Below are 15,559 nucleotides of genomic sequence, written 5' to 3'. Positions count from 1 at the left end.
CAGCCGGTGGCCAGCAAGGGCCCCACGGCGCCACACCGACCCTCGGGAAGGCCATGCTGAACAAGTACGCGCGTGCTTTCTTCACGCGTGTTCTCACGCCGTTCGCCTCATTTCTGATCAGAAGGGGCGTCAGCCCCGACACCGTCACCCTGATCGGGACCGCCGGCGTGGTCGCGGGCGCGCTGGTCTTCTACCCCATGGGCGAGTTCTTCTGGGGCACGGTCGTGATCACGCTGTTCGTGTTCTCCGACCTCGTCGACGGCAACATGGCGCGCCAGCTCGGCCGCTCCAGCCGCTGGGGCGCCTTCCTCGACTCCACCCTGGACCGGGTCGCCGACGGCGCGATCTTCGGCGGCTTCGCCCTCTGGTACGCCGGGGGCGGCGACGACCTCGTGCTGTGCGCGGTGTCGATCTTCTGCCTGGCCAGCGGCCAGGTGGTGTCGTACACCAAGGCCCGCGGCGAGTCGATCGGCCTGCCGGTCGCGGTCAACGGCCTGGTCGAGCGCGCCGAGCGCCTGGTGATCTCGCTGGTCGCGGCCGGTTTCGCCGGACTGCACAAGTTCGGCGTGCCCGGCATCCAGTACCTGCTGCCGGTGGCGCTGTGGATCGTCGCCGTGGGCAGCCTCGTCACGCTGATCCAGCGGGTCGTCACCGTCCGCCGGGAGTCCGCCGAGGTCGAGGCCGCCGAGGCGCGGGACAAGCCGGAGAGCGCCTCGCACGGGAGCGAGGCCGCCACGTGAGCGCCCAGGACCGGCTCACCGACGCGCTGTACGGGCTCGGCTGGGGCACCGTGAAGAAGCTCCCCGAGCCGGCCGCCGTGCGCCTCGGCCGCACCATCGCCGACCTGGCGTGGAAGAAGCGGGGCAAGGGCGTCCAGCGGCTGGAGAGCAACTACGCGCGCGTGGTGCCCGACGCGAGCCCGCAGCGCCTGGCCGAGCTCTCGCGCGCGGGCATGCGCTCGTACCTGCGCTACTGGATGGAGTCCTTCCGGCTCCCCGCCTGGAGCGAGGACCGGGTGCGCGAGGGATTCGCCCCCAAGGACGTCCACCACCTCACCGACGGGCTGGCCGCCGGGAAGGGCGTGATACTGGCCCTGCCCCACCTGGCCAACTGGGACCTGGCAGGTGCCTGGGTCACCACCGAACTGAAGACACCGTTCACGACCGTCGCCGAGCGCCTCAAGCCCGAGACGCTTTTCGACCGCTTCGTCGCCTACCGCGAGGGCCTCGGCATGGAGGTCCTGCCGCACAGCGGCGGCAGCGCCTTCGGCACGCTGGCGCGCAGGCTGCGCGACGGCGGCCTGGTCTGCCTGGTCGCCGACCGCGACCTGTCCTCCTCCGGCGTCGAGGTCGACTTCTTCGGCGCCACGGCCCGGATGCCCGCCGGACCGGCCCTGCTCGCCCAGCAGACCGGGGCGCTGCTCCTGCCCGTGACGCTCTGGTACGACGACTCGCCCGTCATGCAGGGCCGCGTCCACCCGCCGGTCGAGGTGCCCGAGTCAGGCGACCGCGCCGAGAAGACGTCTGTCATGACACAGGCGCTGGCCGACGCCTTCGCCACGGGTATCGCGGAACATCCGGAGGACTGGCACATGCTCCAGCGCTTGTGGCTCGCCGACCTGGATCCCACGAAGGGGACCTCGTGAGAATCGGCATCGTCTGCCCGTACTCCTGGGACGTGCCCGGAGGCGTCCAGTTCCACATCCGGGACCTCGCCGAGTACTTCATCCGGCAGGGGCACGAGGTGTCGGTGCTGGCGCCGGCCGACGACGACACCCCGCTGCCGCCGTACGTCGTCTCGGCGGGCCGGGCCGTCCCGGTGCCGTACAACGGCTCGGTCGCCCGGCTGAACTTCGGCTTTCTCTCCGCCGCGCGGGTGCGCCGCTGGCTGCACGACGGACGGTTCGACGTCATCCACATCCACGAGCCCACGTCGCCGTCGCTCGGCCTGCTGACCTGCTGGGCGGCCTCGGGGCCGATCGTCGCCACCTTCCACACGTCCAACCCGCGCTCGCGCGCGATGATCGCGGCGTACGCCATCCTCCAGGCCGCCCTGGAGAAGATCAGCGCCCGGATCGCGGTGAGCGAGTACGCCCGCCGGACGCTGGTGGAGCACCTGGGCGGTGACGCGGTCGTCATCCCCAACGGCGTCGACGTCGACTTCTTCGCCCGGGCCGAGCCCAACCCCGACTGGCAGGGCGACACCATCGGCTTCATCGGCCGTATCGACGAGCCCCGCAAGGGCCTCCCGGTCCTGATGCGGGCCCTGCCGAAGATCCTCGCCGCCCGCCCGGGGACCCGGCTCCTGGTGGCCGGCCGGGGCGACGAGGAGGAGGCGGTCGAGGACCTGCCCGCCGAGCTGCGCTCCCGCGTCGAGTTCCTCGGCATGGTCAGCGACGAGGACAAGGCCCGGCTGCTGCGCAGCGTCGACCTGTACGTGGCCCCGAACACCGGCGGCGAGAGCTTCGGCATCATCCTGGTCGAGGCCCTGTCGGCGGGCGCCCCCGTCCTCGCCTCCGACCTCGACGCCTTCGCCCAGGTCCTGGACCAGGGCGCGGCCGGGGAGCTCTTCGCCAACGAGGATGCGGACGCCCTGGCCGACGCCGCCGTACGCCTCCTGGGCGACCCCGCCCGGCGGGCCGGGCTCCAGAAGCGGGGCAGCGCCCACGTGCGCCGCTTCGACTGGTCGACGGTCGGCGCGGACATCATGTCGGTCTACGAGACGGTGACGGCGGGCGCGGCGGCGGTGGCCACCGACGACGACTCCGGCACGGGCGCGGTGGGCGGCCTGCGGGCCCGCCTGGGACTGGCACGCGACTGAGGGGCTCCTGGAGGGATGGGGCGCCACGTACAGGGGGCCCGGGTTCCCACGCAGGCATGTCGCCCGCGACCTCCGGGAGGCTCCCATAGGCGCCGGCCCCGGCGGGCGGCACACGTGGACCTGACCGCGCGGTCAGCCCCTGGAGCGCGGGGCTGACCATCGGGGCCCCCGGCGTTGCGGCAGGACTGGCCGGGCGGCTCGCGGGCGGCCCCGTGCGCGGGACGGCGTTCACGGCGCGGCGAGGGCAGGGCTGCGGCGGGACCGACCGGTCTCCCGGAAGCCACCGAGGGCGCCCCGCGCGCGGGGCGTCAGGGGCGGCGCCGCTAGTCTGCGGCCGTGACCGCGACACTCATCTGGATCCTCGTCGTCCTCGTGGCGATCGGCCTCTATCTCAGCTGGACCGCCGGCCGGCTGGACCGGCTGCACGCCCGGATCGACGCGGCCCGCGCCGCGCTCGACGCCCAGCTGCTGCGCCGGGCCTCCGTCGCCCAGGAGCTGGCCACCTCCGGCGTCCTGGACCCTGCCGCATCGATCGTGCTGTACGAGGCCGCGCACGCGGCCCGGCAGGCCGAGGAGGAGCAGCGGGAGGTCGCCGAGAGCGAGCTGAGCCAGGCCCTGCGCGCCGTGTTCGCCGAGACCCAGCAGGTGGAGGCGGTCCGCGAGGCGCCCGGCGGCGAGGCGGCGGCCCGCGAGCTGACCGAGGCCGTCCGCAGGGTGCCGATGGCCCGCCGCTTCCACAACGACGCCGTCCGCGCGGCCCGCGCGCTGCGCCGGCACCGCAAGGTCCGCTGGTTCCGCCTGGCCGGGCACGCCCCCTTCCCGCTGGCCTTCGAGATGGACGACGAGCCGCCCGCCGCCCTGGTCGAGCGGGCCTCCTGACCGGGTCGCGCCTCCCCGCGGGACGGCAAAACGAGCCACCGGCTCATCATTGGCCCTTGCTGTGGACTGGTCCGCTGCCGTTTCCTCGATGCTCGCAGCAACCCTTCTCCACCCGTTGTGAGGTCACCCGTGTCCATCTCCGAAAACCAGGCTCCCGAGACCGGCACCGCCCGTGTGAAGCGCGGCATGGCCGAGCAGCTCAAGGGCGGCGTGATCATGGACGTCGTCACGCCGGAGCAGGCGAAGATCGCCGAGGACGCGGGCGCGGTCGCCGTCATGGCCCTGGAGCGGGTGCCCGCCGACATCCGCAAGGACGGCGGCGTGGCGCGGATGTCCGACCCGGACATGATCGAGGGCATCATCGACGCCGTCTCGATCCCCGTCATGGCCAAGTCCCGCATCGGCCACTTCGTCGAGGCCCAGGTCCTGCAGTCCCTCGGCGTCGACTACATCGACGAGTCCGAGGTCCTCACCCCGGCCGACGAGGTCAACCACTCCGACAAGTGGGCCTTCACCACCCCGTTCGTCTGCGGTGCGACCAACCTCGGTGAGGCCCTGCGCCGGATCGCCGAGGGCGCGGCCATGATCCGGTCCAAGGGCGAGGCCGGCACCGGCAACGTCGTCGAGGCCGTCCGCCACCTGCGCCAGATCAAGAACGAGATCGCCCGCCTGCGCGGCTACGACAACAACGAGCTGTACGCCGCCGCCAAGGAGCTGCGCGCCCCGTACGAGCTGGTCAAGGAGGTCGCCGAGCTCGGCAAGCTCCCGGTCGTGCTGTTCTCCGCCGGTGGTGTCGCCACCCCCGCCGACGCCGCGCTGATGCGCCAGCTCGGCGCCGAGGGCGTCTTCGTCGGCTCCGGCATCTTCAAGTCCGGCGACCCGGCCAAGCGCGCCGCCGCGATCGTGAAGGCCACCACCTTCTACGACGACCCCAAGATCATCGCGGACGCGTCCCGCAACCTCGGCGAGGCCATGGTCGGCATCAACTGCGACACCCTGCCCGAGACCGAGCGCTACGCGAACCGGGGCTGGTGATGACCTCACCCGTCATCGGAGTGCTCGCGCTCCAGGGCGACGTGCGCGAGCATCTCGTCGCCCTGGCCGCGGCCGACGCCGTGGCCAGGCCGGTGCGCCGCCCCGAGGAACTGGCCGAGGTCGACGGCCTGGTCATCCCCGGCGGGGAGTCCACCACGATCTCCAAGCTCGCCGTGCTCTTCGGGCTGATGGAGCCTCTCCGCGCGCGCGTGCGCGACGGCATGCCCGTCTACGGCACCTGCGCCGGGATGATCATGCTCGCCGACAAGATCCTCGACCCGCGCTCGGGCCAGGAGACCGTCGGCGGCATCGACATGATCGTCCGCCGCAACGCCTTCGGGCGCCAGAACGAGTCGTTCGAGGCGGCCGTCGACGTCAAGGAGATCCCGGGCGACCCCGTGGAGGGCGTCTTCATCCGGGCCCCCTGGGTCGAGTCCGTGGGCGCCGGCGCCGAGGTGCTCGCCGAGCACGACGGCCACATCGTGGCCGTCCGCCAGGGCAACGCGCTCGCCACGTCGTTCCACCCGGAGCTGACCGGCGACCACCGCGTGCACGGGCTGTTCGTCGAGATGGTGCGCGCGTACCGGACGTCCGGGTCCTTGTAGGATTCCTGCGTTCGTTGCAGTGATGGGTTACGCGAAGGAGACAGGCAGATGTCCGGCCACTCTAAATGGGCTACGACGAAGCACAAGAAGGCCGTGATCGACGCCAAGCGCGGCAAGCTCTTCGCGAAGCTGATCAAGAACATCGAGGTCGCGGCCCGGATGGGCGGCGTCGACATCGAGGGCAACCCGACGCTCTACGACGCCATTCAGAAGGCCAAGAAGCAGTCGGTCCCGAACAAGAACATCGACTCCGCGGTCAAGCGCGGCGGCGGCCTCGAGGCCGGCGGTGCCGACTACGAGACGATCATGTACGAGGGCTACGGCCCGAACGGCGTCGCGGTGCTCATCGAGTGCCTCACCGACAACCGCAACCGCGCCGCCTCCGACGTCCGGGTCGCGATGACCCGCAACGGCGGCTCCATGGCCGACCCGGGCTCGGTGTCGTACCTGTTCAACCGCAAGGGCGTGGTCATCGTCCCCAAGGGCGAGCTGACCGAGGACGACGTCCTCGGCGCCGTCCTCGACGCGGGCGCCGAGGAGGTCAACGACCTCGGTGAGTCCTTCGAGGTGCTGAGCGAGGCCACCGACCTCGTCGCGGTCCGCACCGCGCTCCAGGACGCCGGCATCGACTACGAGTCCGCCGACGCCAACTTCGTCCCGACGATGCAGATCGAGCTGGACGAGGAGGGCGCCAGGAAGATCTTCAAGCTGATCGACGCCCTCGAGGACAGCGACGACGTGCAGAACGTCTTCGCCAACTTCGACGTCAGCGACGAGATCATGGAGAAGGTCGACGCCTGACGCGGGCGCGAGCCGCGCGCGATCGACGGGCCGACGGGACACACCCGTCGGCCCGTCGCATTGTCAGCGGCACCCGATAGCCTGCACAAACAGGTGAGCGAAGGGAGGGGCGGTGCGCGTACTCGGGGTGGACCCCGGACTGACCCGCTGCGGCGTGGGAGTCGTCGAGGGGGTCGCGGGCCGGCCGCTGACCATGCTGGGCGTCGGAGTCGTCCGCACACCCGCGGACGCCGAGCTGGGCCACCGCCTGGTCGCCGTCGAGCAGGGCATCGAGCAGTGGCTGGACGAGCACCGGCCCGAATTCGTCGCCGTGGAACGGGTGTTCAGCCAGCACAACGTCCGGACCGTCATGGGCACCGCCCAGGCCAGCGCCGTCGCCATGCTCTGCGCCGCCCGCCGCGGCATCCCCGTCGCCCTGCACACGCCCAGCGAGGTCAAGGCCGCCGTCACCGGCTCGGGCCGCGCCGACAAGGCACAGGTCGGCGCCATGGTCACCCGGCTGCTGCGGCTCAGCGCCCCGCCCAAGCCGGCCGACGCCGCCGACGCCCTGGCCCTCGCCATCTGCCACATCTGGCGCGCCCCCGCGCAGAACCGGCTCCAGCAGGCCGTCGCCCTGCACACCGCCACCGCATCGAAAGGCCGTACGGCATGATCGCCTTCGTCAGCGGCACCGTCGCCGCCCTCGCCCCGGACACCGCGGTCGTCGAGGTCGGCGGCGTCGGCATGGCCGTCCAGTGCACCCCGAACACGCTGTCCACGCTGCGTATGGGCCAGCCCGCCAAGCTGCACACGTCCCTCGTGGTGCGCGAGGACTCCCTGACGCTCTACGGCTTCGCCGACGACGACGAGCGGCAGACCTTCGAGCTTCTGCAGACCGCGAGCGGCGTCGGTCCCCGCCTCGCCCAGGCCATGCTCGCCGTGCACACGCCCGACGCGCTGCGCCGGGCCGTGGCCACCGCCGACGAGAAGGCCCTCACCGCCGTCCCCGGCATCGGCAAGAAGGGTGCCCAGAAACTCCTCCTGGAGCTCAAGGACCGCCTCGGCGAACCGATCGGCGCGCCCGCCGTCGGTGCCCCCGTCACCCAGGGCTGGCGCGACCAGCTGCACGCCGCCCTGATCGGCCTCGGCTACGCGACCCGCGAGGCCGACGAGGCCGTGAGCGCCGTCGCCCCGCAGGCCGAGGCCGCCGAGGGCGCCCCGGAGGTCGGCCGCCTGCTGAAGGCGGCGCTGCAGACCCTGAACAGAGCGCGCTGACCGCCCCACCCGACGACACCGGCGTACGCCAGACCCGCGTACGCCCTCCACCGCGACCCGCGAGGCACACGCAATGAACTGGGACGACGACACCACCGGCACCCCCGCCCCCGAGCGGCTGGTGGGCTCGGTCGCCGACCGCGAGGACCAGGCCGTCGAGGCCGCGCTGCGCCCCAAGGACCTGGACGAGTTCATCGGCCAGGAGAAGGTCCGCGAGCAGCTCGACCTGGTGCTGCGCGCCGCCCGCGCGCGTGGCGCCACCGCCGACCACGTGCTGCTCTCCGGCGCCCCCGGCCTCGGCAAGACCACCCTGTCCATGATCATCGCGGCGGAGATGGGCGCCCCCATCCGCATCACCTCCGGCCCCGCCATCCAGCACGCCGGCGACCTCGCCGCGATCCTCTCCTCCCTCCAGGAGGGCGAGGTCCTCTTCCTCGACGAGATCCACCGCATGTCCCGGCCCGCCGAGGAGATGCTGTACATGGCCATGGAGGACTTCCGCGTCGACGTGATCGTCGGCAAGGGCCCCGGCGCCACCGCGATCCCGCTGGAGCTGCCGCCGTTCACCCTGGTCGGCGCCACCACCCGCGCCGGCCTGCTGCCGCCCCCGCTGCGCGACCGTTTCGGCTTCACCGCGCACATGGAGTTCTACGAGCCCGCCGAGCTGGAGCGCGTCATCCACCGCTCGGCGAGCCTGCTCGACGTCGAGATCGGCGCCGACGGCGCCGCCGAGATCGCGGGACGCTCCCGCGGCACGCCCCGGATCGCCAACCGCCTGCTGCGCCGCGTCCGGGACTACGCGCAGGTCAAGGCGGACGGGATCATCACCCAGGACATCGCGGCGGCCGCCCTCGCCGTCTACGAGGTCGACGCCCGCGGCCTGGACCGCCTCGACCGCGCCGTCCTGGAGGCGCTGCTGAAGCTCTTCGGCGGCGGACCGGTCGGCCTGTCCACGCTCGCCGTCGCCGTCGGGGAGGAACGTGAGACCGTGGAGGAGGTGGCCGAACCCTTCCTCGTCCGGGAGGGGCTGCTCGCCCGCACTCCCCGCGGCCGGGTCGCCACACCCGCGGCATGGTCGCATCTCGGCCTCACCCCGCCCCGCACGTCGCCTGCTGGAAACGGACAAGGGGACTTGTTCGGGGCGTGACGCCCCGCTCACGGCGAGCTCTGTGGCCGGAGCAGGAACCCCGGTGCCATGCTGAGCGTTGTTCCCTGCGCGGAGACTCGCTTAGACTCCGCCGATGCCGCCCTTGTCGGCGGCAGACAATCCCCCAACCATCAGGCCGCTCACACCGCGGTCGTGTGAAGGAAGTTCCGACCCGTGAGTCTCGTGACCCTCCTCCCGTTCATCGTGCTCATCGGGGCCATGTTCCTGATGACCCGGTCGGCCAAGAAGAAGCAGCAGCAGGCCGCCGACATGCGGAACCAGATGCAGCCCGGATCCGGTGTCCGCACCATCGGTGGCATGTACGGCACCGTCAAGGAGGTCAGCGACGACACCGTCCTCCTCGACGCGGGCCCGGGCGTGGAGCTTCTCTTCGCCAAGAACGCCATCGGTGCCGTCCTCTCCGACGACGAGTACAACCGCATCGTCCACGGCATCGAGCACGACCTGAAGTCCGACGTCGTCCCCGACGACGCCTCCTCCCTCACCGAGACCGACGAGCCCGCTGCCGCCTCCGACGAGAAGTCCGTCGACCTCGGCAAGAAGGACGAGAGCGACGAGACCGAGGAGCCGTCCGAGACCGTGGCCGCGGAGGCCAAGACGGAGGACGCGCCGAAGAAGTCCGAGGGCGACGCCGACGCGAAGTAGCCACGTTCCGGGGCGCGCGGGCGACGCCTGCGCGCCCCCGGGCGTGCGGAGCTCGCACGGTATCCCGACACCATGTCATGGCTGCCCGCCCGTAGACCGGTGCGAGGCGGCCCGAGAGGGAGTACGAGAAGGTGGCAGCACCTAAGAAGGGCCGTAAGGCGAGCGCCCAGAGCAAGCCAGGGCGCTCGCTGGCCCTCATCCTGATCGCCATCGTGGCGCTCACCGGAGGGATGTTCGCCTCGGGGCACACCACTCCGCGACTCGGCATCGACCTGGCCGGCGGCACGAGCATCACGCTCCGTGCGGAAGCCGAACCCGGCCAGGAATCCGCGATCAACAAGACCAACATGGACACGGCGGTCCAGATCATGGAGCGCCGCGTCAACGGTCTTGGTGTCTCGGAGGCCGAGGTACAGACCCAGGGCGACAAGAACATCATCGTCAACATCCCCAAGGGCACGAACTCCAAGCAGGCCCGGGATCAGGTCGGTACCACCGCCAAGCTCTACTTCCGCCCCGTCCTCCAGCGCGAGGCCTCCGGCGGCGCCGCGCAGCCGGAGCCCAGCGCGTCCCCCAGCGGCTCCCCGAGCGCGTCCCCCAGCGGCTCCTCGAAGGCGACGGACCCGGAGAAGTCCACCGGCTCCGCCACTCCCTCCGCGACGGCCACCACCCAGGGCCGCGCCGTCACCGACGGCCTGAAGGCGGACGACAAGCCCTCCCCGTCGGCGAGCGCGGACGGTGACGTCGCCAAGCTCCAGGCCGCGTACACGGCGCTCGACTGCTCCAAGCCCGCCCAGCGCGCCCAGGCAGGCAAGGACGCGAAGCCCGGCGACACCACGGTCGCCTGTGGCAAGGACGGCGACGTCTGGACGAAGTTCCTGCTCGGCCCGGTCGCGGTCGACGGCACCGAGGTCAAGGACGCCAAGGCGTCCTTCGACACCACGCGCGCCGCCGGCTGGCAGGTCGACATGACCTTCAACGGCAGCGGCTCCAAGAAGTTCTCGAACATCACCGGTGAGCTGGCCAAGCAGAGCTCCCCGCAGAACGAGTTCGCGATCGTCCTCGACGACGAGGTGGTCTCCCACCCCTACGTCCAGCAGGCCATCACCGGCGGCAACGCGCAGATCTCCGGAAGCTTCACGCAGGAGGAGGCCAAGAGCCTCGCCAACATGCTGTCCTACGGCGCCCTGCCGCTCACGTTCAGCGAGGACAGCGTCACCACGGTGACCGCCGCCCTCGGTGGCGAGCAGCTTCACGCCGGCCTCATCGCCGGAGCCATCGGTCTCGCCCTCGTCGTGATCTACCTGCTGGTCTACTACCGCGGCCTGTCGGTCATCGCGATCCTGTCGCTGCTGGTCTCCGCGGCCCTGACCTACACGATCATGTCGCTGCTCGGCCCCACCATCGGCTTCGCGCTGAACCTGCCGGCCGTCTGCGGCGCCATCGTCGCCATCGGCATCACCGCGGACTCGTTCATCGTGTACTTCGAACGCGTCCGTGACGAGATCCGGGAAGGCCGTACGCTGCGCCCCGCCGTCGAGCGTGCCTGGCCGCGCGCCCGGCGCACCATCCTGGTCTCCGACTTCGTGTCGTTCCTCGCCGCCGCGGTGCTCTTCATCGTGACCGTCGGCAAGGTGCAGGGCTTCGCGTTCACGCTGGGTCTGACCACCCTGCTCGACGTGGTCGTGGTGTTCCTCTTCACCAAGCCGCTGCTGACGCTCCTGGCCCGCACGAAGTTCTACGGAGGCGGCCACCCGTGGTCCGGCCTCGATCCCAAGCGACTGGGCGCCCGGCCTCCGCTGCGCCGCACCCGCCGCCCCTCCGCCCCCATCGAGACGAAGGAGGCGTGAGATGTCGAAGCTCGGCAACCTCGGCGCCCGACTGCACCGTGGCGAGGTCGGCTACGACTTCGTCCGCAACCGCAAGATCTGGTACGGCATCTCGATCCTGATCACCATCACGGCCATCGTCGGCCTGGCGGTGCGCGGCCTGAACATGGGCATCGAGTTCCAGGGCGGCGCGGTCTTCAACACTCCGAAGACCACCGTCTCGGTGGCCCAGGCCCAGGAGTACGCGGAAGAGGCCTCCGGCCACGACGCGATCGTCCAGAAGCTCGGCAGCGGCGAGAAGGCCACGCTGCGCATCCAGGTCGCGGGCATCGACACCAAGCAGGCCGACAAGGTCTCGGCGGAGCTCGCGGACAAGCTCGGCGTCTCCGAGAACGACGTCACCGGCGAGCTGGTCGGCCCGAGCTGGGGCGAGCAGATCGCCAACAAGGCCTGGCAGGGCCTCGGCATCTTCCTGTTCCTGGTCGTGATCTACCTGGCGATCGCGTTCGAGTGGCGGATGGCCGTCGCCGCGTTCGTCGCCCTGATCCACGACATCACCATCACCGTCGGCATCTACGCCCTCGTCGGCTTCGAGGTCACGCCCGGCACGGTGATCGGTCTGCTGACCATCCTCGGTTACTCGCTCTACGACACGGTCGTCGTCTTCGACAGCCTCAAGGAGCAGACGAAGGACATCACCAAGCAGACCCGCTGGACGTACAGCGAGATCGCCAACCGGTCGATCAACGGCACCCTGGTCCGCTCCATCAACACCACGGTGGTCGCGCTGCTGCCGGTGGCGGGCCTGCTGTTCATCGGCGGCGGCTTCCTCGGCGCCGGCATGCTCAACGACATCTCCCTGTCGCTGTTCGTCGGCCTCGCGGCCGGTGCGTACTCCTCGATCTTCATCGCCACCCCGCTCGTCGCCGACCTCAAGGAGCGCGAGCCGCAGATGAAGGCCCTGAAGAAGCGGGTGCTCGCCAAGCGGGCCCAGACCGCCGCGCAGGGCCCGGCCACGGACGTCGAGACCGACGACGAGGTGTACGACGACGGACCGGAGGACGCCGCCCCTGCGGTCGTCGGCCCCCGCAACCAGCCCGCGTCCCGCAACCGCGGCCGCAACCGCCCCTCGGGGAAGCGCCGGTGACCGACATCAGCGAGCTGCTGCTGAGCCGCATCCGGGACGTGGCGGACTACCCGGAGCCGGGCGTGATGTTCAAGGACATCACCCCGCTCCTGGCGGACCCGGCGGCCTTCACGGCCCTCACCGACGCGCTCGCCGAGGTCGCGACGCGGACCGGCGCCACCAAGGTCGTCGGCCTGGAGGCCCGCGGCTTCATCCTCGGAGCGCCGGTGGCCGTCCGGGCCGGCGTCGGCTTCATCCCCGTCCGCAAGGCGGGCAAGCTCCCCGGAGCGACGCTCAGCCAGGCGTACGACCTGGAGTACGGCTCGGCCGAGATCGAGATCCACGCCGAGGACCTCACCGCGAACGACCGCGTCCTGATCGTCGACGACGTCCTGGCGACCGGCGGCACCGCCGAGGCCTCGGTCCAGCTGATCCGCCGGGCCGGCGCCGAGGTGTCCGGCCTCGCCGTGCTGATGGAGCTGGGCTTCCTCTCCGGCCGGGCCCGGCTGGAGCCGGTGCTGGAGGGCGCCCCGCTGACCTCGCTCCTCACGGTCTGACCCCGCGCGGCATCCGATGCCCCGTGCCCGCCCCGGCGGACACGGGGCATCGCCGTACGGTGACCAGGGCGGGTGACCGGCGTCCCGGAATCCACGGGAGACCTCTCGTGTTTCCCGGGTAGACGGCCCTCACACCGGCCTGAAGGCGATCCTGCGGCGCAGGCTCGCTACCATGGGGTCTCCGGAGCCTGACCGGGGGACCCGGATCGCGCACGAGGAGTCCTCTTGCCAGACGAGGCCCAGCACCTGACCGCAGCGAAGCCCGAGTCCGCCTCGGCCGCCGCGGCTAAGCCCGCGCCCAGCGCACCGCACGCCAAGAACGACTCGCGCGGGACGGTCGAGCACGCCCAGTCGGCCCCGGTCGACAAGCCGGCCGAGCAGGCGCGTCCCAAGCCGGCCCCGCCCGAGCGCTCCACCCCTCCGGTCCGCCCGAACACCGGCCAGCCCGCGCGCTCCGGCTCCTCCAACCGCGTCCGGGCCCGGCTCGCCCGCCTCGGCGTCCAGCGCTCCAACCCGTACAACCCGGTCCTGGAGCCCCTGCTGCGCATAGTCCGCGGCAACGACCCGAAGATCGAGACCGCCACCCTCCGCCAGATCGAGAAGGCGTACCAGGTCGCGGAGCGCTGGCACCGTGGCCAGAAGCGCAAGAGCGGCGACCCGTACATCACGCACCCGCTGGCGGTCACCACCATCCTCGCCGAGCTCGGCATGGATCCGGCCACCCTCATGGCGGGCCTGCTGCACGACACGGTCGAGGACACCGAGTACGGCCTCGACCAGCTGCGCCGCGACTTCGGCGACTCCGTCGCGCTGCTCGTCGACGGCGTCACCAAGCTGGACAAGGTCAAGTTCGGCGAGGCCGCGCAGGCCGAGACCGTGCGCAAGATGGTCGTCGCCATGGCCAAGGACCCCCGCGTCCTGGTCATCAAGCTCGCCGACCGCCTGCACAACATGCGCACCATGCGCTACCTCAAGCGCGAGAAGCAGGAGAAGAAGGCGCGCGAGACCCTCGAGATCTACGCGCCGCTCGCCCACCGCCTCGGCATGAACACCATCAAGTGGGAGCTGGAGGACCTCGCCTTCGCGATCCTCTACCCCAAGATGTACGACGAGATCGTACGGCTGGTGGCGGAGCGTGCACCGAAGCGCGACGAGTACCTGGCCATAGTGACCGACGAGGTGCAGCAGGACCTGCGCGCGGCCCGTATCAAGGCGACCGTCACCGGCCGCCCGAAGCACTACTACAGCGTCTACCAGAAGATGATCGTCCGCGGCCGTGACTTCGCGGAGATCTACGACCTGGTGGGCATCCGTGTCCTCGTCGACACGGTCCGCGACTGCTACGCCGCCCTCGGCACCGTGCACGCGCGATGGAACCCGGTCCCCGGCCGGTTCAAGGACTACATCGCGATGCCGAAGTTCAACATGTACCAGTCGCTGCACACGACGGTCATCGGCCCCAACGGCAAGCCGGTCGAACTCCAGATCCGCACCTTCGACATGCACCGCCGCGCCGAGTACGGCATCGCCGCGCACTGGAAGTACAAGCAGGAGGCCGTCGCCGGCGCCTCCAAGATCCGTACCGACGCCCCGAAGACGTCCGGCAAGGGCAAGGACGACCACCTCAACGACATGGCGTGGCTGCGCCAGCTGCTGGACTGGCAGAAGGAGACCGAGGACCCGGGCGAGTTCCTGGAGTCCCTGCGCTTCGACCTGTCCCGCAACGAGGTCTTCGTCTTCACGCCCAAGGGCGACGTGATAGCGCTGCCGGCCGGGGCCACCCCCGTCGACTTCGCGTACGCCGTCCACACCGAGGTCGGCCACCGCACCATAGGAGCGCGGGTCAACGGCAGGCTCGTACCGCTCGAATCGACCCTGGACAACGGCGACCTGGTCGAGGTCTTCACGTCCAAGGCGGCCGGCGCGGGCCCGTCCCGCGACTGGCTGGGCTTCGTGAAGTCGCCGCGCGCCCGGAACAAGATCCGCGCCTGGTTCTCCAAGGAGCGCCGCGACGAGGCGATCGAGCAGGGCAAGGACGCCATCGTGCGGGCCATGCGCAAGCAGAACCTGCCGATCCAGCGCATCCTCACCGGCGACTCGCTGGTCACGCTCGCCCACGAGATGCGCTACGCGGACATCTCCGCGCTGTACGCGGCGATCGGCGAGGGCCATGTCTCCGCGCAGAACATCGTGCAGAAGCTGGTCCAGGCGCTCGGCGGCGAGGAGGCGGCCACCGAGGAGATCGACGAGTCGGTCCCGCCGACCCGCAGCCGCCGCAAGCGCCGCTCCAGCGCCGACCCGGGCGTCATCGTCAAGGGCGTCGAGGACGTGTGGGTCAAGCTGGCCCGCTGCTGCACGCCGGTGCCCGGCGACCCGATCATCGGGTTCGTGACCCGCGGCAGCGGGGTGTCCGTGCACCGCAGCGACTGCGTGAACGTCGACTCGCTGTCCCGCGAGCCCGAGCGCATCCTCGAGGTCGAGTGGGCGCCGACGCAGTCCTCGGTGTTCCTGGTCGCCATCCAGGTCGAGGCCCTGGACCGCTCCCGGCTGCTGTCGGACGTCACCCGCGTCCTGTCGGACCAGCACGTCAACATCCTGTCGGCGGCCGTGCAGACCTCCCGCGACCGCGTCGCCACCTCCCGCTTCACCTTCGAGATGGGCGACCCGAAGCACCTGGGCCACGTCCTGAAGGCCGTCAGGGGAGTGGAGGGCGTCTACGACGTCTACCGCGTGACGTCGGCGCGCAACCGGTCGTGACAGTTGTCGAGTGACGCGAGAGGGGCTCCCGTACGCGATGTACGGGAGCCCCTCTTTCGCTTCGGCCCGGGCGGGCGTCGGAT

The 15,559-nt window shown here is 71.2% G+C and carries 15 protein-coding genes; all 15 read left to right on the top strand.

Annotated features, from left to right (window positions below; all coding sequences use genetic code 11):
- The first annotated feature begins 53 nt into the window (after positions 1–53).
- Entirely contained in the window at positions 54–740 is a 687-nt protein-coding gene (gene pgsA / locus ADL34_RS26600; protein WP_062674248.1) for a phosphatidylinositol phosphate synthase, read from the top strand.
- Positions 737–1,645 (top strand): phosphatidylinositol mannoside acyltransferase, encoded by a 909-nt coding sequence (locus ADL34_RS26595; protein ID WP_062674250.1) that lies wholly within the window; start codon positions 737–739, stop codon positions 1,643–1,645. Before pgsA ends, ADL34_RS26595 begins: the two co-directional genes overlap by 4 nt.
- Complete coding sequence (locus ADL34_RS26590; RefSeq protein ID WP_062674252.1) at positions 1,642–2,820, top strand: glycosyltransferase family 4 protein; 1,179 nt, start codon at positions 1,642–1,644, stop codon at positions 2,818–2,820. Before ADL34_RS26595 ends, ADL34_RS26590 begins: the two co-directional genes overlap by 4 nt.
- Positions 2,821–3,156: 336 nt before the next feature.
- Positions 3,157–3,699 (top strand): hypothetical protein, encoded by a 543-nt coding sequence (locus ADL34_RS26585; protein WP_055623800.1) that lies wholly within the window; start codon positions 3,157–3,159, stop codon positions 3,697–3,699.
- A 129-nt stretch (positions 3,700–3,828) separates the two neighbouring features.
- Complete coding sequence (gene pdxS / locus ADL34_RS26580; RefSeq protein WP_062674254.1) at positions 3,829–4,734, top strand: pyridoxal 5'-phosphate synthase lyase subunit PdxS; 906 nt, start codon at positions 3,829–3,831, stop codon at positions 4,732–4,734.
- Complete coding sequence (gene pdxT / locus ADL34_RS26575) at positions 4,734–5,339, top strand: pyridoxal 5'-phosphate synthase glutaminase subunit PdxT (RefSeq protein WP_062674256.1); 606 nt, start codon at positions 4,734–4,736, stop codon at positions 5,337–5,339. The genes pdxS and pdxT overlap by 1 nt, the downstream gene beginning before the upstream one ends.
- Before the next feature lie 48 nt (positions 5,340–5,387).
- Entirely contained in the window at positions 5,388–6,140 is a 753-nt protein-coding gene (locus ADL34_RS26570; RefSeq protein WP_062674258.1) for a YebC/PmpR family DNA-binding transcriptional regulator, read from the top strand.
- A 112-nt stretch (positions 6,141–6,252) separates the two neighbouring features.
- The gene (ruvC, locus tag ADL34_RS26565; protein ID WP_062674259.1) at positions 6,253–6,792 is read left to right on the top strand and encodes a crossover junction endodeoxyribonuclease RuvC; all 540 of its coding nucleotides are present in this window, start codon (positions 6,253–6,255) and stop codon (positions 6,790–6,792) included.
- A complete protein-coding gene (gene ruvA, locus ADL34_RS26560; RefSeq protein WP_062674261.1) occupies positions 6,789–7,394 on the top strand; it encodes a Holliday junction branch migration protein RuvA in 606 nt (201 codons plus the stop codon). Before ruvC ends, ruvA begins: the two co-directional genes overlap by 4 nt.
- Before the next feature lie 73 nt (positions 7,395–7,467).
- Positions 7,468–8,541: a Holliday junction branch migration DNA helicase RuvB gene (ruvB, locus tag ADL34_RS26555; protein WP_062674263.1), complete on the top strand. Its 1,074-nt coding sequence runs from the start codon at positions 7,468–7,470 to the stop codon at positions 8,539–8,541.
- Positions 8,542–8,715: 174 nt separating this feature from the next.
- A complete protein-coding gene (gene yajC / locus ADL34_RS26550) occupies positions 8,716–9,207 on the top strand; it encodes a preprotein translocase subunit YajC (RefSeq protein WP_062674265.1) in 492 nt (163 codons plus the stop codon).
- Positions 9,208–9,338: 131 nt separating this feature from the next.
- Positions 9,339–11,057: a protein translocase subunit SecD gene (secD, locus tag ADL34_RS26545; RefSeq protein ID WP_079034486.1), complete on the top strand. Its 1,719-nt coding sequence runs from the start codon at positions 9,339–9,341 to the stop codon at positions 11,055–11,057.
- Between the two features lies 1 nt (position 11,058).
- Positions 11,059–12,183 (top strand): protein translocase subunit SecF, encoded by a 1,125-nt coding sequence (secF, locus tag ADL34_RS26540; protein ID WP_062674269.1) that lies wholly within the window; start codon positions 11,059–11,061, stop codon positions 12,181–12,183.
- On the top strand, positions 12,180–12,719 hold the full coding sequence (locus ADL34_RS26535) for an adenine phosphoribosyltransferase (RefSeq protein ID WP_062674271.1): 540 nt from the start codon (positions 12,180–12,182) through the stop codon (positions 12,717–12,719). The genes secF and ADL34_RS26535 overlap by 4 nt, the downstream gene beginning before the upstream one ends.
- Before the next feature lie 225 nt (positions 12,720–12,944).
- Complete coding sequence (gene relA, locus ADL34_RS26530) at positions 12,945–15,476, top strand: GTP pyrophosphokinase (RefSeq protein WP_062674273.1); 2,532 nt, start codon at positions 12,945–12,947, stop codon at positions 15,474–15,476.
- Positions 15,477–15,559: the final 83 nt, after the last annotated feature.

Origin of the sequence: Streptomyces sp. NRRL WC-3605, assembly GCF_001509795.1 — a bacterium.
Lineage (GTDB): Bacteria > Actinomycetota > Actinomycetes > Streptomycetales > Streptomycetaceae > Streptomyces > Streptomyces viridochromogenes.
Note: the sequence above shows the minus strand (reverse complement) of the source record. Positions and strands in the feature narration are given on the sequence as shown.